Source organism: Novacetimonas sp. GS1 (assembly GCF_036686925.1).
GTDB lineage: Bacteria > Pseudomonadota > Alphaproteobacteria > Acetobacterales > Acetobacteraceae > Novacetimonas > Novacetimonas hansenii.
The window spans coordinates 2,245,837-2,269,860 of record NZ_VSZP01000001.1 but is presented as its reverse complement, the minus strand read 5'-3'; the positions used below and the strand labels follow the sequence as shown (position 1 = coordinate 2,269,860).

The 24,024-nt window shown below is 55.2% G+C and carries 15 protein-coding genes; 9 read left to right on the top strand and 6 right to left on the bottom strand.

The window, feature by feature from the left end; translation table 11 throughout:
• Window positions 1-116: 116 nt before the first annotated feature.
• From FYB92_RS10115 to FYB92_RS10080, 8 genes are all read left to right on the top strand, one after another.
• Window positions 117-2,915, top strand: coding sequence for an ATP-binding protein (locus FYB92_RS10115; RefSeq protein WP_181920768.1), 2,799 nt, complete (start codon window positions 117-119; stop codon window positions 2,913-2,915).
• Window positions 2,912-3,628, top strand: a complete 717-nt coding sequence (locus FYB92_RS10110; protein ID WP_003619646.1) for a response regulator transcription factor — start codon at window positions 2,912-2,914, stop codon at window positions 3,626-3,628. The genes FYB92_RS10115 and FYB92_RS10110 overlap by 4 nt, the downstream gene beginning before the upstream one ends.
• Window positions 3,629-4,123: 495 nt before the next feature.
• Entirely contained in the window at window positions 4,124-9,364 is a 5,241-nt protein-coding gene (locus FYB92_RS10105; RefSeq protein WP_332828582.1) for an autotransporter domain-containing protein, read from the top strand.
• 68 nt (window positions 9,365-9,432) lie between these two features.
• The gene (locus FYB92_RS10100; RefSeq protein WP_332828581.1) at window positions 9,433-10,101 is read left to right on the top strand and encodes an invasion associated locus B family protein; all 669 of its coding nucleotides are present in this window, start codon (window positions 9,433-9,435) and stop codon (window positions 10,099-10,101) included.
• An 849-nt stretch (window positions 10,102-10,950) separates the two neighbouring features.
• Window positions 10,951-13,362 (top strand): TonB-dependent receptor, encoded by a 2,412-nt coding sequence (locus FYB92_RS10095; protein ID WP_192263983.1) that lies wholly within the window; start codon window positions 10,951-10,953, stop codon window positions 13,360-13,362.
• A 262-nt stretch (window positions 13,363-13,624) separates the two neighbouring features.
• The gene (locus FYB92_RS10090; RefSeq protein WP_075631651.1) at window positions 13,625-14,572 is read left to right on the top strand and encodes an N-carbamoyl-D-amino-acid hydrolase; all 948 of its coding nucleotides are present in this window, start codon (window positions 13,625-13,627) and stop codon (window positions 14,570-14,572) included.
• 164 nt (window positions 14,573-14,736) lie between these two features.
• The gene (locus tag FYB92_RS10085; RefSeq protein WP_281649818.1) at window positions 14,737-16,044 is read left to right on the top strand and encodes a dihydroorotase; all 1,308 of its coding nucleotides are present in this window, start codon (window positions 14,737-14,739) and stop codon (window positions 16,042-16,044) included.
• A gap of 82 nt (window positions 16,045-16,126) precedes the next feature.
• Window positions 16,127-16,828, top strand: a complete 702-nt coding sequence (locus FYB92_RS10080; RefSeq protein ID WP_075624382.1) for an aspartate/glutamate racemase family protein — start codon at window positions 16,127-16,129, stop codon at window positions 16,826-16,828.
• Here the strand turns inward: FYB92_RS10080 and FYB92_RS10075 are convergent.
• From FYB92_RS10075 to FYB92_RS10050, 6 genes are all read right to left on the bottom strand, one after another.
• The gene (locus FYB92_RS10075) at window positions 16,816-17,697 is read right to left on the bottom strand and encodes a LysR family transcriptional regulator (RefSeq protein WP_003619661.1); all 882 of its coding nucleotides are present in this window, start codon (window positions 17,695-17,697) and stop codon (window positions 16,816-16,818) included. The genes FYB92_RS10080 and FYB92_RS10075 overlap by 13 nt on opposite strands.
• A gap of 185 nt (window positions 17,698-17,882) precedes the next feature.
• The gene (locus tag FYB92_RS10070) at window positions 17,883-18,638 is read right to left on the bottom strand and encodes a class II aldolase/adducin family protein (protein ID WP_062808950.1); all 756 of its coding nucleotides are present in this window, start codon (window positions 18,636-18,638) and stop codon (window positions 17,883-17,885) included.
• A gap of 229 nt (window positions 18,639-18,867) precedes the next feature.
• Window positions 18,868-19,647 (bottom strand): SDR family oxidoreductase, encoded by a 780-nt coding sequence (locus tag FYB92_RS10065; RefSeq protein WP_332828580.1) that lies wholly within the window; start codon window positions 19,645-19,647, stop codon window positions 18,868-18,870.
• 55 nt (window positions 19,648-19,702) lie between these two features.
• Window positions 19,703-20,980: a Zn-dependent hydrolase gene (locus FYB92_RS10060; protein WP_332828579.1), complete on the bottom strand. Its 1,278-nt coding sequence runs from the start codon at window positions 20,978-20,980 to the stop codon at window positions 19,703-19,705.
• Between the two features lie 43 nt (window positions 20,981-21,023).
• Window positions 21,024-21,959, bottom strand: coding sequence for a dihydroorotate dehydrogenase (locus tag FYB92_RS10055; protein WP_003619673.1), 936 nt, complete (start codon window positions 21,957-21,959; stop codon window positions 21,024-21,026).
• The gene (locus tag FYB92_RS10050) at window positions 21,956-22,840 is read right to left on the bottom strand and encodes a dihydroorotate dehydrogenase electron transfer subunit (RefSeq protein WP_332828578.1); all 885 of its coding nucleotides are present in this window, start codon (window positions 22,838-22,840) and stop codon (window positions 21,956-21,958) included. The genes FYB92_RS10055 and FYB92_RS10050 overlap by 4 nt, the downstream gene beginning before the upstream one ends.
• Window positions 22,841-23,066: 226 nt before the next feature.
• Here FYB92_RS10050 and FYB92_RS10045 point away from each other — a divergent pair, with 226 nt between their 5' ends.
• Entirely contained in the window at window positions 23,067-24,014 is a 948-nt protein-coding gene (locus FYB92_RS10045) for a LysR family transcriptional regulator (protein ID WP_332828577.1), read from the top strand.
• The last annotated feature ends 10 nt before the right edge of the window (window positions 24,015-24,024 follow it).

Below are 24,024 nucleotides of genomic sequence, written 5' to 3'. Positions count from 1 at the left end.
TGCGGTTTTTTTCTGATGCATGGGCAGGCGATGACGTCCCGCACTGCACCGGCAAAGGGGACATGATGCATTTCCAGCGTCTTCCAGGTGGCCGGGGCTGGCATTTAGGATCGATATTGATTTTTTTGGTATCGATTGGTCTGGTTGCAGGCGTTCATATTTCCGGCGCCGTGGCAGAGGATCTTTATCGGGCGGTTGTAGGCAATGGCGTCATTGACCTCAGGCAATGGGATGCACGGCACACCATTGCCCTGGATGGTGACTGGCAGGTTTTCTGCAGGTTGGATGGGGCGCATCTGTCCATGCCTTCAGGGGATGCGCTGGTGCCGGATGCAACGCTCCACGTGCCCGGTCTGTGGAACACCACCAACATCTGTCGGCGGGTTAATGATAATCGACCTGCCGGGTTTGGGGCACTTACCTACCGCATGGTGGTGCGTCTGCCACAGAACGTACCGCAACTGACGCTCCAGATTCCGCAGATCCTGTCGGCATCGCGCGTGTGGGTGGATGGGCATGTGGTGTCCCAATCAGGGGTGCCGGGCCTGCATGCGGGTGATGAAACGCCGCGCACCCTGCTGAACCAGTACGTGTCGATTGAACCGGGGCATTCCACGCTTACCCTTGCTGTGGAGGTTTCAAATCATTTCCATTTCGAGGGTGGGATCCTTGGCCCCGTGCTGGTCGGTGGGCATGATGACCTTCGGCAGGCGCTTGAATTCCGGCTTGTCTTTGACGCCGGGGTGTTGGGTGCCCTCCTGATCCTTGCCTTCTATATCGCCGCTTTTGGTGTCACGACCCATTCACGTGGATGGGGCTGGCTTCTTGTTCTGATCATCTTCCTTGCCGCGCGTCTGGGCTGTACCAGCGGTCTGCTGGCACGGATGTTTCCTTCGCTGTCTGCTACATTCCTGTATCGGCTGGAATACCTGACCATTTACATGTCATGGCCGATCTATTTCCGGTTGCTGTGGGAGTTTTTTCCGGGGTGTCTGCATCGTTTCGCGGGGCGGTTTATACAGGTTTCGGCCGCGATGGGATGCCTGCTGACGATTCTGACCCCTGTGGCGCTGTTTACCCGGTTTCGCGATGTCTCCATCCTGTTTTTGATATGTTCCGCCTGGTACTACACATGGTGTGTTATCCGGGCGATCCGTAATAAGGAAAGCAGTGCTGAAATCCTTGGCCTTGGCGTCGTGATCTTCATTACCTGCGTCCTGCATGATGGCATGATGTATGCCCACTGGTGGCGGTATGGAACCGACCTTGCGCCACTTGGCGGGCTGATGCTGCTATTTTTCCATATCATTATCCTTGGACAGCGTTTCGTGGCGTCACTCAGCCATGTGCGTATCCTTTCGAATGACCTGGCCCTTTTGAATGCCAGCCTTGAGGCGCAGGTCTCTGAACGCACGCAGCAGATTGAACTTACGTTGGCCGAATTGCATCGCGCCAAGGACCGGGCGGAAAACGATGCGCGCAACAAGGGGCGTTTCCTTGCGCATCTGAGCCACGAGGTACGAACACCGCTGAATGCCATATTCGGCATGACAAGCCTGATGCTGCGCGATAGCCCGCGAGAGGACCAGAGACGCAGGCTTGAACTCATGCGCTTCGAGGGGGCAGGGCTTGTGCGGCTTCTGGATGACGTACTCGATATGGCCAGCCTGGAGACTGCCCGGATCGAGATTGTCCATGTGCCCTTCAATCTGGAGGATCTGTGCACGCAGTTTGCGGATGTCATGGTGGAACGCTGTGCGGAAAAGGGATTGGCGTTTACACATGAATTCGATCCCCTGCCGACGACGATATCGGGTGATCCGACACGGCTGCACCAGCTTTTGGGCAATGTCCTCGATAATGCGCTGAAGTTCACACAAACAGGTTCTATCAGGTTTGTTGTCCGGGCGGAGCGCTGCGGTCCGGGTGTGTGGGAGATCGCATTCGAACTGACCAACACCGGTCCCGGAATCCCGCCGCATGTGCTGAACCGTGTCTTTGATGAATTTGTACGTGGCCCGGATACGGAATTCGTACCGGGATCAGGGCTGGGCCTTGCCATTGTCAGCCGACTTGCTGTTGCAATGGGGGGGCGCGTTTCACTGGACAATATTGATGGTGGCAGCAGGTTCACCTTTACCTTACCCCTTGGCGAGGTCGGTGCGATCCCGGTTGCGACCACGCAGGGCGCGTTGATACCGCGTGTCGGCCTGTCGGTCCTGCTGGTGGAAGATACGCCGGAAAACCGGCTGGTCATGCTGGAAATGCTCGTCCCTTACGGAATGGATATTGCTGTTGCCGCCTCCGGGGCGGAGGCGCGTGCGCAACTCGAAAGTGGATATTTTGACGTGATGCTGCTCGACATGGTGTTGCCCGACATGCAGGGGGAGGATCTGGCACGATATGTCCGTGCAAGTGCCGACGCCACGACAGCAGCAATGCCGATCATTGCCGTGACGGCAAATGTCATGGGGCCGGATATCATGCGTTATCGGGCAAGCGGCATTAGTGATACCGTTGCCAAACCTGTTTCCTTCGATGTGCTTTTGTCCACTATCGCTACCCTGTGTGGGGGGGGCATGCGCAAGGGGGGCGAAACTTCGGATGCCGGTTTTTCCATCGCGGCTGAAATGCCTGTCTTTGCCGCTGCATGTCGGGAGTGTCTGTCGGAAATACGCGACGCCATGGCCCGGGAGGATGGGGAGTGTATACGGCGCGTGGCCCATCGGATGCGTGGCAGTGCGCCTGTCTTTGGGTTCGCGGGGCTTGGGCGTATTGCGATGGACGTTGAAAAAGTGCTGTGCGCGGACCCGGCGCGCCTGGATGTCGCGCATCACCTGATGGCGGCGCTGGAGGCGACGATTGCGCGTTTTAATCCTGCCGAACAGACCATTTCCAGAAAAGTTGTCACATGAAACACGATGGTCCCATATCTGAGGCACAAGCGATCCTGCTTGTCGAGGATGCCCCGGAATTACAAGGTGTGATGCGGCGTTATCTGGAACGGTGCGGCTACCGGGTTACGGTTGCGGGCAGTGTTGCGGAAATGCAGGAAAAATGGGGTGCCAGCCTGCCTGATCTCGTGCTGTGTGATATTAACCTGCCTGATGGTGACAGCCGGGAGGCCGCGCGCAGGTTGCGCATACATGACCATGCCGCGCTGATTTTTGTCACCGCCCGCGACGAGGTTTCTGACCGTATCCAGGCGCTTGACGATGGTGGTGATGATTATGTGGTCAAACCGGTCGTCCTTGACGAACTCGCGGCAAGGGTGCGTAGCGTCCTGCGGCGCAGGGGCAGCAGGTCTTCCTTCCTGATGGTAGGGAACTGGCGCCTTGACCTTGTGCGCAAGCAGCTCGTCTCCCCCGGTGGGGAACAGGCAGTCATGACGGGTGGGGAATTTTCGCTGTTGATGGCCATGGCTGTATCGGTCGGGAATGTCGTGTCGCGTGACGTGTTGCTGGAGGCCATCGGCAGGCGGGATGACCGTGATGTTACCGTCCGCACGGTCGATACGTTGATAACGCGCTTACGTCGTAAAATACCACCGGCCTCCACGGCGCGGGACCTGCCACGCCCCGTGATCCGTACAGTGCGGCGCAGCGGATATCGTCTCGACCTTGTTTAAAAAACGTTCGATATATCCGTTCACTATGTAAAGTTATCTGATCGGAATGACTTGTTAACGCAGGTTGACAAAATCATCGTCTTTCCGGTTGTCACCACCCTCTGTCGCGGGCAAACTTCGGGATGTGAACTGACAGGATATCTGCGCCGTAAAACAGGATGCCACCGGATATGCCCGGTGATCCCGGAATGACAGGGGTATGGAATATGGGATTGAAAAACTTTTTAAAAATATAAGAAAAATAAATTCATGAAATATCGGGTTTTTGAAAATAGATGTCGATTGCATGTCTGATATGGGGACCAGATCGGTGGTGTCCCATGTATATGCATGTTTTTCACAAACCTTTTCCTGTCAGGGAATTATCTGAATTTATGTCCCGAAATCAGGGACTGTGCCGGACGTAAATCGTTCCGATATTGCAACGTAATATCGTTGGAAATGTGTGTTTTCCCCCTATCATTTCCAATGCGATGCCACCCAGGATTTGTCTTGATGCATAACAGCCCCCTTCCTGCTCGGGTCACCCGTTTTCCTGCGGGTGGCAACCCACACTCCTATCCGCGTTTGCAGCATGTTCTGCGTGCAGGCACCAGCCTGTCGCGTGCTGTTTCATCTTCGCCGTGGTCGGTTGCCGTGCTGGCGGCCTTGATCAGTACGGGCGTGCCCCATGTGGCGATGGGACAGAGTGCTGGCGGGGTGGTGGCGTCGGCTGGATATGGCGGCGTGGGCGGTGCCGGTAATGGTGGGGGCGGCGCTGGTGGCGGTTGGCCCGCAACTTCGCTGGCAGGCGCGGGTGCCGCGTCGTCCGACGGTGTGGGCGGCGCCGGGCATGACGGGTTAAGCCTTAGTGGAGAAAGCGGTGCGGGCGGTGCGGGCGGCGTGGTCGGTTCCGCAGGTACCACGGCCTATGATAACAGCTTCAACGCAGGTGGCGGCGGCGGCGGCGGGGCTGGTGTGATCGAAAGTGCCGGCGCATCCGTTACGTCCGCCATCACGGGGGGCAGTGGCGGTGGCGGGGGAAACAGCACCTGGAACGGCGGCGGCGGCGGCGGCGGCGGCGGTGGGGCCGGTGTTATTGCGACCGATAGTGTTACGGTGTCCAATGTCGTAACTGGCGGGACCGGTGGGAACGGTGGTGAGGCGGGTGTCTCCAGTGAGGGCGGCGGCGGCGGTGGCGGCGGCGGTGGCGATGGCCTCGACCTCCTTGCCAGTGGGAATGCCACGGCCACGACCAGTACCAACAGTGCGAACATCACAGGTGGTGCAGGTGGCACCGGTGGCGCGGGGCAGGCCGTCAATGGTGCGGCCAACACGAATGGTGGCGGTGGCGCCGGTGGTGTCGGCGTGGCCTTTATGGGGCAGGGGCTGACCCTTGCCAATGCGGGATCGATTACCGGTGGTGCGGGTGGCACAGGCGGAAGTGTCGGTGCTGGTGGTGTCGGCCTTGTCATGGTTGGTGGCGATACAGTGGATAATTCGGGGTCCATTACCGGCGGGATGGCTGGTGATGGCACAACGCAAGCCGATGCGATCCTTGCCAGTGGTACCGGCAACGCACTGTTACTGGAAAATGGTAGTACCCTTTCAGGCAATATTGAAATTGCTGCGTCCTCTGGCCTCGCCATCGCGTCAGGGGGGGCGGGCACGCTGAATAACGCCATTGTAATGGATGATGCGTCGTCCGCGCTGTCCTTTACCAAGGGGACGGGCGATGCGCTCGATGTTTCTGGTGTGATTTCCGGTGCGGGTGCCGTCACGGTGGCCGACGGGGCGCATGTGGTCCTCAGTGGTGTCAATTCATACGCGGGGGGGACCACGATTGATGGCGGAAGCCTGTCGATCTCATCTGATTCCGCGTTGGGCAATACGGCTGGCGGCCTAAGCCTGACGGATAACGGGAACCTGGAGACAACAGCGAACGTCACGACTGCCCGTAGCATCACGCTTGGCACAGGGGGGGGCGAAATTAGCCCCGATGCAGGCACAACCCTGAACGTGACTGCGCCTGTCAGTGGCACGGGCGGACTTACGATGGATGGGGCAGGGGCACTGGTGCTGGAAGGTAGCAATACCTATACCGGGGTCACGACGATCAGTTCCGGGACATTGGAACTTTCGGGGGCAGGTTCGATCGCAACGTCAGGCGGAGTTGTTGATAACGGAACGCTCGATATTTCAGGGTCCTCCATGGAGGCGAATTCGGTCGCATCCCTGTCGGGTAATGGTACTGTTGCATTGGGCGAAGAGACGCTGGTGTTAACCAATGCCAGTGGCACGTTTGGCGGGGTTATTGCCGATGGTGGTGTAGCAGGCGGCACCAGTGGCAGTCTGAATCTGACGGGCGGGACCGAGACACTTACCGGGGTCAATACCTATACCGGCTCGACACAGATTTCATCAGGAACGCTGGCACTGGCGGGTGATGGAAGTATTGCGTCTTCCAGCCTGCTCTCAATGTATACCGGCGGTGTTCTTGATATTTCAGGCACATCCGACGGTGCATCCGTCACTGCCATAAATGATGCAAATGCAACAATTGCACTTGGCGGCAATACCCTGACAATCGGGGCAGGGGCCAAGGGAGTGGAGACACCGGAACTGCTTCTCGCCGGTGGTGTCAGTGGCAATATTGTGAACGGGGTTGTCGGCCCGATTGTGGATGGTGGGATCAGCGGTGGTGTCGGGGGGGGGATAACCCTCACGAATCCCGGCACGTCGGGGTCGACTGTCATCACCATCTTTGGTGGGGAGAACACTTATACCGGTGCGACGACCATCGGTAGTGGAACTGCTTTATTGCTTGCCTCTGCAAGTACACTCGGAGAGACTGACGGCTCATCCTCACAGGCCAGCATAGCATCATCCAGCCGTGTGGTGGATAATGGTATTTTTGATATCTCGCTTAACAGTACGGTGGCATCCAACACATCGGATACAAACAGCGATAGCAATAATGATACGCAGTGGACGATCGCCGCATCTTCCACCGCGATTACATCGTTGGCTGGGAATGGCGTTGTGTCACTGGGCAGCCAGAACCTGCTGCTGACGGATGCATCGGATACTTTTTCCGGCACGATTACCAATGATAGCATCGCCAATCAGCAGCTCGGCACACAGACAGATACAGTCGGCGGCAGCCTGACCCTGGCGGGGGGACATGAAACCCTGACGGGCGTCAATACCTATACGGGGGGGACCACGATCGAGGCTGGCACGCTGACGGGTACGACAGCAAGTTTCGGCAGCGGTGCGATCGTGGATAACGGCACCCTGGATATCGACCAGTCAACGAATGGAACGCTAACCAATCTGGTTTCTGGCACCGGCATGCTGTTCAAGGATGGAACTGGCACGCTGAGTGTGGCGCAAGCTGAGACCTATACCGGGGCAACGTCGATCAATGCAGGTACGCTGGCGCTGACGGGTGATGGCAGCATTGCGGCCTCAAGCGGGGTTACGCTCAGCGGCGGTACATTTGATATTTCCGGTACCACGGATGGGGCGTCGATTGCCTCCCTGTCGGGCAATAGCGGTGGCGCCGTTGCGCTGGGTGGTGAAACGCTGACCCTGACCGATGCGGCGGGGAGCTTCGCGGGCACCATTGCCGGGACGGGGGGCGTGACGCTGCTTGATGGGCATGAAACGCTGACGGGCAACAATAGCTATACCGGCGGAACCACGATTACCGGCGGTACGCTGACGGGTACGACGGGAAGTTTCGGCACAGGCGAAATTGTCGATAATGGCACCCTGGAACTCCGTCAATCAGCGGACGGTGCGTTGACGAATATGGTTTCGGGCACTGGTGCGCTGGTTATTGACAGCACGGGCAACATGACGTTGTCGGGTGTGAACAGCTACACCGGGGGCACGACGCTTGCTGGGGGGGCACTGACGGTTGCCAGCGCATCAGCCCTCAGCACGGGTGCGCTGAACATGGCACAGGGCACGACCCTCAATTTCGGTGCGGATGGGCTGGTGCTGTCAAATGCGCTGGTCCTGAACGGTGATCCCACCGTCAATGTGGCCAGTGGCCAGGGTACGCTATCTGGTACGCTTTCGGATGGCACATCGCCGGGCGATCTGGTCAAGGTCGGGGCAGGCACACTGATCCTTTCAGGGGACAGTACCTATAGTGGCGGCACCGAAATCGCTGACGGCACACTTGAAGTCGATGGCAGCATCGTCAGTCCAGTTGTCGCGGATGCAGGCACCACCCTGGCGGGCACTGGTACGGTCGGCACCACGACCATTTCTTCGGGAGGGACGCTCTCGCCCGGGAATGATGGTGATCCGATGGGAACCCTGACCGTCCAAGGGAACCTGACGATGGCCGCAGGTTCAAATTACGTGGTCAACCTTTCCGAAGATGGTGGCCATGACCTGGTTTCAGTGCAGGGTAAGGCCACACTGGAAGGTGGTACTGTCCGCAGTATCACGGCAGATGGAAGCTGGAACACGAATGTCCGGTATACGATCCTCAGTGCCACGGATGGCGTGTCGGGGAAATTCGCATCCGTGACGTCGAACCTTGCTTTTCTGAACCCGATCCTGACCTATAGCGCGGATGACGTCTATCTGCTTCTGGGGCGCAATACAGTCAGTTTCGCGTCGGTGGGGGATACACGCAACGAACGTGCCGTTGGTGGCGCAATGGATAGCATTAGCAGCGGATCGTTGTTCAATGCGTTGGTCCAGACGGATGCCAGCACTGCACGTCATGCCCTAAACGGCCTGTCGGGCGAACTGCATGCATCTGCCCGTACCGCGCTGATTCAGGACAGCTATTACATTCGCGATGCGGCAATAGAGCGTCTGCGTGGCGCGGATTGCGAGCGCGGTGCAGCCAGCGGCATGAAAACGGCATCTGCGAATGGACAGCGGACCGACGGGGCCTGCAGGTCTGAACATGCAGCATTGTGGATGCAGGCCTATGGATCGTTCGGGCATAATGCGGGCGACGGGAATGCGTCAGGCATGGGGCATTCTGTTGGTGGGTTCGTGCTGGGGGCGGATGCGCCGGTGTTGGGCTGGCATGTCGGTGGGCTGGTTGGATATGGACATTCCACTTTCGACAGTTCCGGGGTCTCGTCCTATGGTCACAGCAGCAATGTCAGCCTTGGTGGATATGCCGGGACGCATTGGGGACGTCTGGCGCTGCGGATGGGGGCGACCTATACGTGGGATATGCTGTCCATGACCCGTAATGCGCGCTTTACCGGCTTTTCCGATCGGTTGAGCAGCCGTTATAACGGCGGCACAGCGCAGGCGTTTGGGGATATTGGCTATCACCTTGACGCGGGGCCGGTTGGGATCGAACCTTTTGCCGATATCGCCTATGTTAACCTGCATACGGACCGTTTTTCCGAACATGGCGGTGCCGCTGCGCTTGCGGGACGTGCGCTTGATACCGGGGTGACTTATTCCACTTTCGGGGCGCGTTTCTCTTCCAGCTTCAATGCCGGTGGTGTTGTGTTGATGCCCAATGCAATGCTGGGATATCGTCATGCGTTCGGCCTGACCATGCCGACTGCGCGTGAAGCCTTCATGTCCGGCGGTGACACATTCGAGGTTGCCGGTGTGCCGTTGGCCCAGGATACCGCAGTCGTCAAGCTTGGCCTGCGTGCGAAGCTGAGCCGGGTTCTCGATATCGGTCTGTCCTATATCGGTCAGTATGGTCGTCGTTCGGTGGATAGCGGGCTGACGGGGAATATCCGGGTGAAATTCTGATCTTTCCCGGTCCATGGGCACCTTGTGACCCACAGGCAGGATAGGTTGGAGAGGATTGGGGGATAATTATGAAAAAAACGACCTCACTGGTCGTTGTCCTTGCCACGGGTCTTCTTGGCTGGGGTGTGGCGCGTGCTGATCGGGCGCGTTCGGGTTCTGCGAAAGGTGCCGGGGCCAGTAGCGTGGCAGCAACGTCGTCTGCATCCCCGACGGCAGTAGGCGCGAAACCCGCGCCGACCGCACCCGCCATGGAAACCCTGTCACAGACATCTGGCCCATGGCTTGCCCGTTGCATGTATCCACATGGGGGTACCAATGGTCCGGCATTATGTACGATACAGCAGCGACTGGTTGTGCAGAATGCACGGAAACAGCCGATTGTGATGGGGGCGGTGACATTCACCCGAGAACGTGTGATGGGGGCCCCTACGCTCGGTCCTTATACGTTGATGGTGGAATTGCCGCAGGGGCTGGCACTGGGCAAACCTGCGACAATTGCAGTGGATGGGGGTGCGGCGATCCCGCTGTCATGGATGACCTGCATGGGGACGGAGTGTATTGCGAACCACCCCGCGCTTTCCGATGCGATGTTGGCTGAATTTGCGCATGGAAAAACTGCACATCTGCGGTTCACCGGACTGCGCGGCAGGGATATTACTCTTGATGTGACGCTTAAGGATTTGGATACAGCCATGACGGCGCTTGCTGGATGGGCAGCCAGGAAAAGCACGATGTAGGGTGATTTTCATTTTCATAAATGACAATGGAAGTTTTATAAATGCCACCTTTTAAAGGGTGGCATTTTTTTTGAAAGATTTTCTGGCCCCTATCCATATCCCTCTTTGATCAAAGTTCTTTTGTCGTCCCAGCGGCATACAATAAGAGACAAGGGGGAATATAAAGCGTCCAAAGACCACCGTTGCGTCCTGATATGAACAGTTGCGTTGCCAGTGTCTGTGAGCGAGATTTATCCCAGACCGTTCGAGGGCGGGGAAGGTATAGCCCGATGGGAAGAGTATGCTTATATTTCCAGATCAGTACGAAATGTCATATGGGAATGATGGCAGCAACAAGAATACAGCATAAGATGCAAGAATATTCATAATAAAATTCGATGTTTATTATAATTAAAAACATTCATGTTCTGTATGTTTTCATAAATAAAATTCATTTATATTTCATATCGTAAATAAATTATAAATATTTATATAGTTTAATTTTTAACACAATATTTGAAATAAAACAAATAATTTCAATAAATATATGTGTAATATGATTTTTTTGTACATACGACATATGTTTTGTCGCTGCTGTGCATCCATTTTACAAGAGGTGCGAACAGGCATCCTTCAGCTATCATAAAAACATATAGATCATAAAGATCGTTTATATGTATCTGTTGGATATTGGCAGTAAATGACTGTTTATCATGTCATTTTATGCTTCTTTTCTCTCGTTGCGAGTAGTCGTTTCGACTTCATGATTTGTTGGAAATCTGTTCGGCACATCGTTATCGTAAAGGAACAATATGAGGCTTTGAAACCATTCATTGGCCTTCTTTCATTCTGGTGGCGAGGTAAGAAATAATGACCAAGAATACGTATTTTCTTTATACAGCACTTGTGTCTTTTATCTTGCTTCCGCATATCAGCGAAGCGCAGGCTGCCGGGCAGCTTACACGCGTGACGGGGGGCGATACACAACACTCCTCTACGGCCCGAGCCGCCGCGGCAAAGCAGCCGACAGGGATCACAGCGCAGAAAACGCCCGAAACCATTAATGTCAGCCGCAACCGGCAACCCGCATTGGCCAGTGGGCAGATGTCCTATCATACGGACCCGCGGGCAATCAGCACGGTCTCGCGTTCTTATATTGAAAAGCAGGCAGGCGCACAGAGCGTCATGCAGATGATCCAGAATGCACCAGGCGTGAATTTCGGGGCATCAGACCCGTTTGGCGTCACAAATCATTCTCTGCTGACAATGCGTGGCCTGAACCAGCAGGAAATTGCCTTTACAGTTGATGGCACACCACAAAATGACATCAATTCCGGGCAGGTTTTTGCATCACAGTTGCTGGACACCGAGAATCTGGCAGAAGCCCATGTATCGCAGGGGTCCTCTGCCATTGATACCCCTGTCTTTTCTGACCTGGGCGGAGAGGTGGCATATAAGTCCATAGATCCCACCGACAAGATGGGGGGGTATGCCGAGGCCATGTTTGGCACATGGATGTCTCGCAAGCAGTTTATCCGCCTGAATACCGGGTATATTGGCAATACTGGCATCAAGGGATGGGTATCGTTTTCGAACTTCCACGATCAGCACTGGACGGGACCAGGAACTGATAACCGCAAGCATATTGATCTTAAGTTTACGAAGGAATGGGGCGATGGTAATCGTGTTGCCGCCGTGTTCTCGTGGGCGGATCAGGAACTGTCTCAATATTACGAACCGACATTGGCGCAATGGAATGCCAAGGGGACATCTAATTATTATAACCCGACTTTTGTAAAGGGGGCCTCGGCATCGTATAATAAAAACTACTGGCAGTTAAACCATAATCCATGGGACGATATCAATGTTGGCCTCCCTATATCGTTAAAGCTGAACAAGCAGTGGCATTTCAATGCGGAACCCTATCTGTGGCATGGGTGGGGTGGCACGATTGCGGGTCAGACATTGCCATCTGGATATGCCTATTACGGATCTGAAAAGGTCACGGGCATGAGCGCCCTTCCCAATACTGTCGATGGATCGGCAGTGGTGGGCGAGCGCAGCACAGATACGCCGTGGCGCGTCGGATTCAATACCAAATGGACTTACAAGACCGGGATCAATGAACTGATCTTTGGTAACTGGTATGAATATGGTGATTTCAGTTATTGGTCTGATTTTACAGCCGTTGGTTCAAATGGGTTGGCTGCGGCGACATGGGGCAACGAATATGCCATCCGTATGCCCAATGGTAAACCATTGCGTGCAATGGATTATAATGTGGTGGAACAGACCAATGGCCTTTACCTTGCTGATACTGTTTCCCTTCTTAATGACAAGTTGAAAATTTCGGCTGGCCTGAAGGCAATGATGGTTGATCGGCGTGGGACGGATAAGATGCCGAACACGCAGTATGTCGTCAGTGGCAACAGTTTTCAGCCACTTCCGCGTGTTTCCATTCATTATCAGATCAATTCCCATCACCAGATTTATGTAAACGGCACAACCGGGTTCCGGCCACCGTTGAGCATGAGCTTCTTTGACATCTACAACCCCAACACGGGTGCGGCAACGCAGCTTGGCGGTGGCAAGACGAAGGATGAATATTCCATCGAGGAGGAACTTGGCTACCGGTATCGGGACAAGACATTTACGGCATCTGTCGTGTTCTTCAACTATAACTTTACCAATCGGCAGATCGCATCACAGACTTATATCGGGTCGTCACCGGTTTCGACCTTCATCAATGTTGGCGGACAGACATCGCGTGGTGTCGATGTGGAATTTGGTACACGCCCATTCTATCACTTCAGCCCATATGTCTCGTTTGAATATCTGTATACGAGATTGGGCGATAACTTCAAGGTTGGGGATAACTACCTGCCGACCAAGGGCAAGGAAGCTGTGGCCTCCCCACGGTTTCAGGGTTCCGTGGGTATTTCCTACGATGACTCCCACTTCTTCGGGAATTTCGCGCTTAAATATATTGGAACACAATATTCGACCTTCATGAATGATCAGCAGATGCCCTCGCAGGTACATGCCGACATGTCCATTGGCTATCGCTTTCCGTCTTATGGACGACTGCAGAAGCCGACACTGCAGGTAAACTTCATTAATCTGGGTGATAATCATTACCTGTCTGGGATCGGTGGTGTCATGGCATCGGCCAAAAGCCATGAAAATGTCGGTAATACAGCCGTTGTTGGGGCGACTGGCACCCCAACTTACTTCATGGGGGCCGGATTTACGGTTGCGGTACAGATGGGGATCCATTTCTGATCGTATGTCACGCCCATGCCCTATTGTGCCAGCCGATGGGGCAGGGAATATCAATCGGCATATAGTATGAATGGATACGGCGCTTTCCGGTCATAGGGGGGAAGGGAACGTATTTATAAAAGAAAGGGTAGCAATAAGATGCATGAATACGATGGATCTTTTCCTGATTGGCGGCATTCTGGATTCTCTGCTACCCGATGAACTCTGGTTTGTTTCGACACAATGTTGGAATTACATTGTTTTTTGAAGACAGGAGAACGGCATGAGCCGTGTTATACGTGTCGCGGCCGCGCAGATGGGCGGAAACCAGAGCACCGATAGCCGTCAGTCCATTCTGGGCCGCATGATCGGGTTGCTGGAACAGGCCGCACAGCAGGGAGCGACACTTGTCGTATTTCCTGAACTTGCATTTACGACGTTTTTCCCGCGGATGCTGCTTGATGGTAGTGTATTGGCGGAATATTTTGAAGCACATATCCCCTCGGATACAACAGAACGTCTTTTTAAGCGTGCCCGTGAACTGGGGGTTGGCTTTTACGTGGGCTATGCCGAACAGACGCCAGAGGGGCAGCGTTTCAATACGTCCATCCTTGTCGCACCAACAGGGGAGATCATCGGGAAATACAGAAAAATCCATCTGCCTGGTTCGGTTGAACCCAGGCCAAATTCACGTTTTCAGCAGCTTGAAAAACGCTATTTTGAATATGGTGACACGGGATTCCCCGTCTTTCAGGGACCACAGGCTTGGGAAGATGCCCGTATAGGCATGCTGATCTGTAACGATCGTCGTTGGCCGGAAGCATGGCGTTGCCTTGCGTTGCAGGGAATGGAATTGTTGTGTGTAGGTTATAACTCCGCTGCCTATGACCCTAATGGTGGCAATAGTGAAAGCCCGGAACTGCGCACGTTTCATGCCTTGCTTGCCGTACAGGGTAATGCCTACATGAATGCGTGCTGGGCTGTCGCTGTGGCGAAGGCCGGTGTCGAAGACGGGGCGGCGTTGATCGGTGGGAGTTGTATCGTTGACCCGAACGGGGTCATAGTGGCACAGGCCAGCACATTGAAAGATGAAGTGCTAGTTGCGGATTGTGATCTGGACATGTGCCTGCAGGGACGCACCAAAATGTTCAACTTTGACCTGCATCGCCGTCCACAGTGGTACAGGCGTATCGTGGACCAGGTTGGCATCGAACTGCCCAAGGCGGAATAAAAATCGCACCGCTTGGTGCAGCCTTATGACCGGGTTCTCTGGTGCCCTGGCTGTCAGCCACCATTGGACAGGGAACAGTAGACCGGAACTGTTTTTATCTTCGTAAAATTGATAAATCGAAACGAATATAGAGCCTGACTTTAAAATAAAAAGTGGGAGTTTCCATGACTGAATATGATCTTATACTGAAAAACGGTCACGTTCAGATCGATGGACTTCACCAATGTGATATCGGATGCCGCGATGGCCGTATTGCAGCCATAGGAAATATTCCCCCCTCCATGGGGCGTACGGTCATGGATTGTTCCAATCTTGTCATCCTGCCGGGGCTTATTGATCCTCATGTACATCTGCGTGATCCGGGAAACCCGGCGGTCGAGACGATACATGATGGCACACGCGGGGCGATCCTTGGGGGGATCACCACGGTGTTCGATATGCCCAACACATTGGAACCTGTGACCTCGCGTGCGGTACTGGATCGCAAACGTGATTTTGTGGCGGATCAGGCATGGTGTGATATCGGGATGTATGTGTGGGGTGTGCACGATAATATCCCTGCCTTGTCCCACCTGGAACTGCAACCCAACGTCTGTGCCATCAAGGTATTCATGGCGGGCAACATGATGGTGGACGATGATGCAGGCCTTGAGGCCCTGATGCGCAGCGGCACCCGGCGTGTATGTTATCATTCAGAGGATAATGACCGGCTGCTGGAAAGGCGCAAACTGTTCACCGAAGGACAGCCCCATCGCATGCACAGTGAATGGCGGGATGTGGAATGTGCATTCCTTGGCACGCGCCGGCTGCTGGCTCTGGCGCGCAGGACAGGACGCCCGACCCATATCCTGCATGTTTCCACCATGCAGGAAATTGAATATATTCAGTCGTATCGTGACATCTGTACGGCAGAAGTCCTGGTGAATCACCTGACGCAGATTGGGCCGGAAGTTTATGATACGCACGGAGGATATGCGGTCATGAATCCGCCCATCCGGGGGCGCGAGCATTATGACGCCCTGTGGAGGGCGATCAACGAAGGTCATGTCGATTGTATCGGGTCGGATCATGCCCCCCATGCGCGTGCGGCAAAGGAACGCCCGTGGCCGTCGACTGCGGCCGGTCTGACCGGGGTGCAGACACTGCTACCCATCATGCTTGATCATGTGAATGCCGGGCGACTGTCGCTTGCGCGTATGGTGCAGCTTATGGCGCATGGGCCTGCACGGGTTTATGGCGCAATCAACAAGGGGCGGATTGCCCTGGATTATGATGCTGATTTCACGATTGTCGATATGAAGAAAAAACGCACAATCGAGGAAAGCTGGATTACATCCCCATGTGGTTGGACGCCGTTTCATGGCTATTCCTGCCACGGGTGGCCGCATGCGACCGTTATTCGGGGCCGTATTGTCATGCGTGAGGATCAGGTTCTTGGACAGGCCACAGGAAAGCCGGTGTTTTTTCATTAAAGGTCGGTTGCATAGACCTGTGATCAATAAAATATTTCGGCACGCCGTCCGACGGATGACGGTTTCCTTCAGGAGATAAAACATGAATGGACGTGGGCGTATCCTGATTCTCAATCCCAATTCCTCAGCAAAGGTGACAGATGTAATCGAGGCGGGGATTGCTGGGATGCGTGGCATTGTTGCGCACGACATTGATGTCATTTGCCTGCCCGAAGGACCATTGGGTATTGCAACGCAGGCCGATGCGGACAGGGCGGCAGTGCTTGTTCAGGAAAAAATCCGCACTGAACCCGCCGATGCCTACATCATTTCGTGCTTCAGCGATCCTGGCCTGCTGGGCAGTCGTGAAGAGCATGCCGGGACAGGTCGTATCATTCTGGGATGCGGTGAAAGCGCGATTTTGCATGCCCTGACGCATGGTGATAAATTCGGCATCATTGCGTTATCGCCCCTGTCATGCATAAGGCAGGCACGGATCATACGCATGATGGGGCTGACGCAACGTTATGTTGGTAGCCAGTCGATTGACGCCAGTGCGGAAAGTGCGGCAACCCTTGCTGTCGCGGCGCGTATGATCCAGGCAGGTCGGCAGTTGATGGACAAAGGGGCAAACACCGTCATCCTTGGATGTGCGGGTATGGCGCATTTCTGTCCCATCCTTGAATCTGCGTTGGGCATTCCGGTGATGGAACCTACGATCGAGGCATTGGCAATGGCCATGGGGCGTATGGGATTGCGTCAGGCGCGTGCGCGGGAAGAACCGCAGCATGCTCAGCGGTCATGAACAATATTTTCCACTTCCCTGATGAACTGTCGGCTTACGCGCGTCAGGGAACGGTTTTCTGCCCACACGACGGATGCCATGACCGAAATTTCAGGAACGAATGGTCGTTGCGCCAGTGAATATTGTGATGAATCCGCCGTCAGGGGATCAACTACAGCCACGCCAACCCCTGCATTGGCAAGCGCGCATGCAGTCAGCCCATAGCGCACTTCCACCGCGAAATGCAGGTCCTGTTTTGACTGTCTGAAGGCATGTCGCAATGCATCGCCCAGTTTCGTTCCGTGTTCCAGCGCGATAAAGCGATGCCTGACAAGATCCTGGGGTGTGACAACCGAAAGTTTCATGAGTGGGTGCTCGGGCGGCATGACGCACACCATATGCCCCTTATAGACGACTTGTGATACAATGCCGGGATGTTCGGCAAATCCCATGACAAACCCGATTTCTGACCGGTGACTCAGGATATATTCTATAACATCCTCGTAACGATGCACGTCAAAAAAAGCCTTGAGGTTAGGCTTCTTTTTCTGGATCTGCTGGATTGCCTTTGCAACGACACCATAGCCTAGGGGAGGGGTCGCGACCAGGCGCAATTGCCCGATGCGGTTGTTCTTCAAATCTTCAATGCGCATCTCAATGCGTTTATGGATTTCGAAGATCGTTTCAGCCTCGTTGAGGAGGATTTTCGTTTCTTCGGTGGGGAAGATACGATTATTACTACGTTGGAACAGGGAAAAACCAACCTGTTCTTCCATGGTCTTGAGGGCGTTGCTAATCGCGGGTTGTGACAGCCCCAGCACCCGGCCCGCGGCCACGGTGGTATTGTAGCGCACAATCGCCCTCAGGATTTCCAGCTGCCTCAGGTTCACTTAAATACAACCTTTTACCATATGTATTGATGCTCAGGAATATTTTGAAAATAACCTGTCAAGAAAAACAATAAAAGTTTCTTGTTCTTGTCTTCTGCAAAAACACCTGCCGGATCATGTTGACATCACCCATCGGATACAGCCCGATAGGTGATGTCAATATACGATCATGGCCGCATCGTATTTCAGAGGCGATAGTCCGTACCCTCATTTTCAATCAGGCGCAGGCAGGCTTCCCATGCCATCTGTTCTATATCAAGCTGGACCTGTGCATCCGCTTGTGCGCCCAGATGAGCCTGTATGGAATGTGCGGGCACCACCAGTGGCGTATTCCCCGACTGTGCTGCAATCTGGATTTCGCAGGCGCGTTCCAGATTATAGATCCGGTTTACAGCTTCCGCCACAGTACGTCCCACGACGATCAGGCCATGATTGCGTAGGATCAGCGCCTTGTTCATCCCAAGGTCACGCGCCAGCGTCGTGCGCTCTTCACGTGACAGCACAAATCCTTCGAAATCATGATAACCCACGGCATCATGGAACATCATTGCCTGCTGACTGATGGGCAACAGGCCTTTGGCCTGCGCGGAAACGGCAGCGCCGGCACGGGTATGGGTATGGATCACGAACTTTACGTCCGGGCGCGCCTTGTGAATGGCGCTGTGAATATTGCAGCCAGCGAAATTCACCCGCAGATGGTCATTGCCGTGTTTGCGCTGCCCCTCTTCATCAATTTCGACCAGGTTGGTGGCCGTGACCTCATGAAACAGCAGGTCATAACGGTTGATGAGCAGCGTATCCGCCGTTTCCTCGATCCGTGCGGAGGAGTGGGTATGAATCAGGTCCGTAAAGCGGAAATGGTTCAGGATGCGAAAAATGGATGCAAGCTGCTGCCGGGTATCAAGTGAGGCGGGAACAGTCGGGAGGTTATTCCATACCATGCGGGCTCTCCATAATGGAAAGTGAGAAGATGTGGGAATGTCTGCTTTTGCCTGTTCATATATATAATCAGGCACGACGATTTTACGCGCAATATCGTTGCCGACAACGCGCAAATGGAAGATGCCCTATAATTTAAAATGACCTATTATCATTCCCTTTTATAGTTATGAATGGGGTAGTTTTTGGAAATTTTTCCAAGAATATTTTATAATCATTAGTTTTCCAAAACTACATGGTCTGGATCAGGCCACCATCGACACGAAGCGTGCTACCGGTGATGTAGGATGCCCTTCCGCTGGCGAGGAAGGCCACGGCATCCGCAAATTCATCTGCACGGCCATAGCGTTGCATGGGAATGGCCTGTTGCGATGCTGCGGCCACATCCTGTGGTGTGCATCCACGGCTGATGGCTGTAACGCGGTCAATCTGGTCCACGCGACGGGTATGGATGCGTCCGGGAATAACGGAATTAACGGTGATCCCGTCTGCCGCGACCTCCATGGACAGGGCCTTGGCCCACCCAATGACCGACATGCGCAATGCACTCGATAGCCCGAGCTGGGGAATGAGCTGGACAACACTCGAAGAGGCGATATTGATGATCCTGCCCCATGTCTGCTGGCGCATATGAGTCAGGGCCGCCTGTGCAATCTGGATGGGAACATTGACCATCGTTTCGAACTGCGCGCGCCAGGCTTGTGCATCCACGGCGGAAATGTCACCGGCTGGTGGACCACCACAATTGGTAATGACGATATCGATACCCAATGTCGGTATAAGGCCCAGCAATGTTTCGACCTGCGTGGGGTCGGAAAAGTCCACGGTATGGATATCTACCTGCGTCCGCGTCGTCTGCACGGACTGTCGCGCCTGTTCAAGGCGTGCTGTGGACCGGCCCGTCAGAACGACATCAACGCCTTCGCATGCCAGCGCCTGTGCGGAGGCAAGCCCCAGTCCCTGGCTGGACCCCATGATCAGTGCCCGACGTCCGCTGATATCCAGATCCATGATATGTCTTATCCATCCGTGTGCAAAAACAGCGTCATACCGATAAATTTTATCGTTACATGAAGTTTATGAGCATGTGGGTCAGTGTTTCGCAACCCGAAATGAAATCATCCATCCGCATGGCTTCTCGCGGATTGTGGGAACCATTCTGATTGCGCACGAAAATCATGGCCGACGGAACTCCCATAGCTGCAAAAACTGCCGCATCGTGCCCCGCCCCACTGGGTAATTGCATGAAGCCAACGCCCTGTGCCTTCATGATTGTGCAAAGCCGTGCTTCCCATTGCGGGTCCATCTGCACCGGGGGCGTCGTGTCCTTGTGTCCCATTTGGAACCGGACGCCACGCTGCGCAGAAATTCGGGCGCACTGGGCAAGGAATTCCGACTGGAAGCGTTCCAGCATCCCAGATGATGTGCTGCGGGCTTCAAAGGAAAATGACACTGTATCCGCGATCTTGGCGATGGCATGCGTTCGTGCATCGGTGCCGATACAGCCACTTGTCATGACCAGGTCTTCCCCATTGCGCAGATGTGCCTGCCAGTATTTTTCCATGGTCGAGAGCAAGTCCGCTGCCGCCAGAACGGGATCGTGTCGCAGGGCAGGGGGGGTAGAGCCTGAATGCCCGCTTTCACCCATGCAGGTAATGGAGGGATAGCGGAAATTGCCCCGGATGGCGCTGACCACGCCTAACGGGATGTCACATGTGTCCAGAACGGGGCCCTGTTCGATGTGCAGTTCGATCCAACCAGCCAGTGTGTGCGGATCAAGCAGGCATCTTCCATCCGCGATTGCGGTTGTATTAATCCCGCAGGCGCGCATGCACTCCCCTAACGGGCGGCCGCTACCATGCTGGCGCAATGCCAGGTCTGCCGATCCCAGTCGTCCGAACAGTGCTGACGACCCGAGGTAAGGTTTGCCAAAGGCCGCGCTTTCCTCTCCCCGCAGGGCATAGACCCTAAGGTTGCGATGTGGCCGCGCGCCCCGTGCATGGAGGGATGCAAGCGCGATAATGCCCGCGATGACACCGGCCGCGCCATCGTAATTGCCGCCCTGTGGCACGGAATCCATGTGCGAACCGCAGGCAAGGGCAGGCAGGGACGCATCTTTCCCCCGAAGAGAGATGACAAGGTTTCCTGCCGCGTCAGAAGCAGTGTCCAGTCCCATCTGACGCGCATGGCGCGCAATGATCCCAAGTGCCGCATTTTCCTGTTCTGTATAGGCCAGTCGGGTGATGCCGATGCCATCAGTCCCCTGCAGGCGCAGTTCTTCGAACATGTTCTGCGCAAGTTTCAGGCTGTCGGGGAGCAGGATGGACGGCGTAAGGCTGGTCATGTGCGATGGGAGTGTCTTTATTATCGGGTGGTCATGCATTGCATTATGCGTCCATATCGCAGCAGCGGGGGCTGGTCGCGTCGCGCAGGGCACCTGTCAATGCTGCCACCCGTGTGATGCTGCGGGCGTGGCAGAACCGGTCCAGCCCATCAAGGATATCGGTCATGGCCAGACTGTTAATAAAAGAGGCCGTGCCCACCTGTACGGCCACAGCACCAGCCAGCATGTATTCCACCGCATCGTCTGCGGTTGTAATGCCACCGCATCCAATGACCGGAATGGCCACGCTGCGGGCACATTGATATGTCTGGCGCAGTATGATCGGCTTTATCGCCGCGCCCGACAGGCCGCCCATAACATTGCCCAGACGCGGGCGGAATGTGCGGGTGTCGATGGACATGCCAAGGATGGTGTTCGCAACGACCACCGCGTCGGCGCCCGCCGCCTCCGCCGCGCGGGCAATCACGCTCATGTCATGGCAGTTCGGGGTCAGTTTTACCCACAGGGGCAGGTCTGTGGCTGCACGCAACGCCGCAACCACCTTTGTGGTGGCGTTGGCCTCCATGGCGAAAGCCTTGCCGTCAGCCTCGATATTGGGGCAGGAGATATTGGCCTCTATTGCATCGACGCCTGCAATACTGACGGCGCGGGCCAGTGTTGCAAACCCCGCCGCGTCGGGGGCAGATATGGAAACGATCAGTGGCGTACCCCATTGGGTGTAATGTGGCAGCGTCCGGTTGATGAAATCCTCGACGCCACATGAAGGAATCCCGATGGCGTTCAGCATGCCCCCCGTGGTTTCAGCGACACGGGGCAGGGGATTGCCGGCACGTCTTTCACGGGTGATGGTTTTGGTGACGATGGCCCCCAACCTGCGGATATCCATGACCTGGCCCAGCCCGTCGCCAAATGTGCCCGAAGCCGGCATCACGGGGCTGTCAAGGCGCAGGTTGCCGATCATGACCGACATGTCCGTCATGCCAGTGTCTCCCTGATGTCAAAGACCGGACCGTCAAGGCAGACACGCCTTGTCACAGTCCCATGGGCCGACGCAAAATCGCGGACGCAGCAAAAACACATTCCCAACCCACATGCCATCTGCTGTTCCAGCGCGACCTGTCCGGGAAGGTCGAATTCAACCGCAAGTGCCCGTAGCATGTGCAGGAGGCGTGAAGACCCACAGGTGAAAAGCGCATCGCACCGATCCGCCGAGATCAGCCCGCGTAATGCCTGTTCGATCCAGGCCGGATCGCTGTTGCCCTGCGTATCCGTAACCGGGATGACAGACATGCCGTTCATGTTAAATCGGTCTGCCGATACAATAAGTTCAGGACTGCGGGCCGACAGAATGGCGGTGACGCCAATGCCAGCTATGTGCGCAGCCTCGGCCAGCGGTGCGAGTGTGGCAAGCCCGACGCCGCGCCCGATTACGACGATATGGCGCAGGTGTCCGGCAAGATCGTATCCTTTTCCCAACGGTCCCAGAATCCTGATGGTATCGGATGGGAGCAGCGTGCTCAGGCCCCGTGTGCCGCTGCCTGTCACTTTATACAGAAACTGGATCTGTCCCGTCGCCGGGTCCGTGCCGTACAGGCTCATCGGGCGGCGCAGGTAGGGTGTTGCCCCATGGGCAGGTGGGCACTGCAACTGATAGAACTGACCCGGGGATGCGGCCGCGGCAAGGGGGGATGCCTGTATCACCAGATGCCAGTACTGTGCATTGACCGCCATGTTGGACAGGACCGTGGCGTCCTCTTCTGCGACTGTCGGGTGAAAGGCGGGGGCGGGGACGCCTGTTGCATGTTCCTGACCCGGTTCAGGATACAGATCATGGGAAAGGTGCTGTATGGTATGCGCCATGGCGGATCTGCTTTCCCATTTTGTTCATGATGCCCGTTCTGGATATCGGGAACCTGCGCGGCATTACTTGACAACATGAAAATCATTACGAAAAAAGGATATTATCGCTGGTGAGGATGTGCGCGATAGATCATAATATAGAGCGTCATGATGCTGTAATAGCATCACCTCCCATACGCAGTATCAGGTAGGGTTTCCCTTTGCCGGATGTGGAATGGAAAACGCCATGAAACGGAAACGCCTTAGGATACATGCGGCTTCCTTGCATTATTTCGATGCGGTCTGCCGGGCCGGCACGATACGCGAGGCTGCACGGCGATTGAATATCGCGTCATCTGCGGTAAACCGACAGATTTTACGTCTTGAGGAGGAAATTGGTGCTCCTGTTTTCCTGCGCCTCTCATCAGGATTGCGCCTGACGGAGGCAGGACAATTGCTGGCTGCACATATCCGTACGGTTCTGCGTGATGCGGAACAGGTTGCGTCGCGACTTGATGAATTACGTGGGCTGCGTGCGGGGCATGTGGAAATCGCCACTGTTGCGGGAACCTGTGCCTGCCTGTTGTCGGATACGATCACGCAGATGGCACAGGATTATCCGAAAATTACCGTGGGGGTAAGGATCATTGATACTCATGCCATTGCGGAAGCCATCGTCAATGGGGATGTGCATCTGGGACTGGCGTTTGAAGTGCCCCGCCAGCCGGAGATACATGCAATGCATGTCGCGCAATTTCCGCTTGGGGCCGTCATCCTGCCACAAAGTCCCATGGTCCAGAAAAAAATCGTAGATATAAGTGAGTTTTCAGAACACCCAATCATCCTTCCCAAAGAAAATTTTGCCAACCGCAAACAGGTTCATTCTCTTTTGTTCAAGGCAGGAATGGAGGATTGGGGACAATATGAATCCGGTTCGATCGACCTGATGAAACAACTTGTATTACGTGGTCTGGGCGTTGCATTCATGACGCGGATTGGTATCGAGCCTGAACTTCGTCAGGGTCTTCTGGCGCATGTGCCGCTGATGCAGGGGGATATGCCGATACGCAGTGAACTCGGATTGTTTGTCCATGCATCTTCACCATTACCGGTGGCGGCAGGTCTGTTCGCAGACAGGCTGATGGCCATAATCGACCGCGAGTATGAGGCCACGCACACCAGCGCAAAGGAATGAATATACCCCC

Coding starts and splice junctions, on each gene's coding strand:
- FYB92_RS10110 (WP_003619646.1), top strand. CDS start 2,912: ATGAAACACGATGGTCCCATATCTGAGGCACAAGCGATCCTGCTTGTC.
- FYB92_RS10105 (WP_332828582.1), top strand. CDS start 4,124: ATGCATAACAGCCCCCTTCCTGCTCGGGTCACCCGTTTTCCTGCGGGT.
- FYB92_RS10100 (WP_332828581.1), top strand. CDS start 9,433: ATGAAAAAAACGACCTCACTGGTCGTTGTCCTTGCCACGGGTCTTCTT.
- FYB92_RS10095 (WP_192263983.1), top strand. CDS start 10,951: ATGACCAAGAATACGTATTTTCTTTATACAGCACTTGTGTCTTTTATC.
- FYB92_RS10090 (WP_075631651.1), top strand. CDS start 13,625: ATGAGCCGTGTTATACGTGTCGCGGCCGCGCAGATGGGCGGAAACCAG.
- FYB92_RS10085 (WP_281649818.1), top strand. CDS start 14,737: ATGACTGAATATGATCTTATACTGAAAAACGGTCACGTTCAGATCGAT.
- FYB92_RS10080 (WP_075624382.1), top strand. CDS start 16,127: ATGAATGGACGTGGGCGTATCCTGATTCTCAATCCCAATTCCTCAGCA.
- FYB92_RS10070 (WP_062808950.1), bottom strand. CDS start 18,638: ATGGTATGGAATAACCTCCCGACTGTTCCCGCCTCACTTGATACCCGG.
- FYB92_RS10065 (WP_332828580.1), bottom strand. CDS start 19,647: ATGGATCTGGATATCAGCGGACGTCGGGCACTGATCATGGGGTCCAGC.
- FYB92_RS10060 (WP_332828579.1), bottom strand. CDS start 20,980: ATGACCAGCCTTACGCCGTCCATCCTGCTCCCCGACAGCCTGAAACTT.
- FYB92_RS10055 (WP_003619673.1), bottom strand. CDS start 21,959: ATGACGGACATGTCGGTCATGATCGGCAACCTGCGCCTTGACAGCCCC.
- FYB92_RS10050 (WP_332828578.1), bottom strand. CDS start 22,840: ATGGCGCATACCATACAGCACCTTTCCCATGATCTGTATCCTGAACCG.
- FYB92_RS10045 (WP_332828577.1), top strand. CDS start 23,067: ATGAAACGGAAACGCCTTAGGATACATGCGGCTTCCTTGCATTATTTC.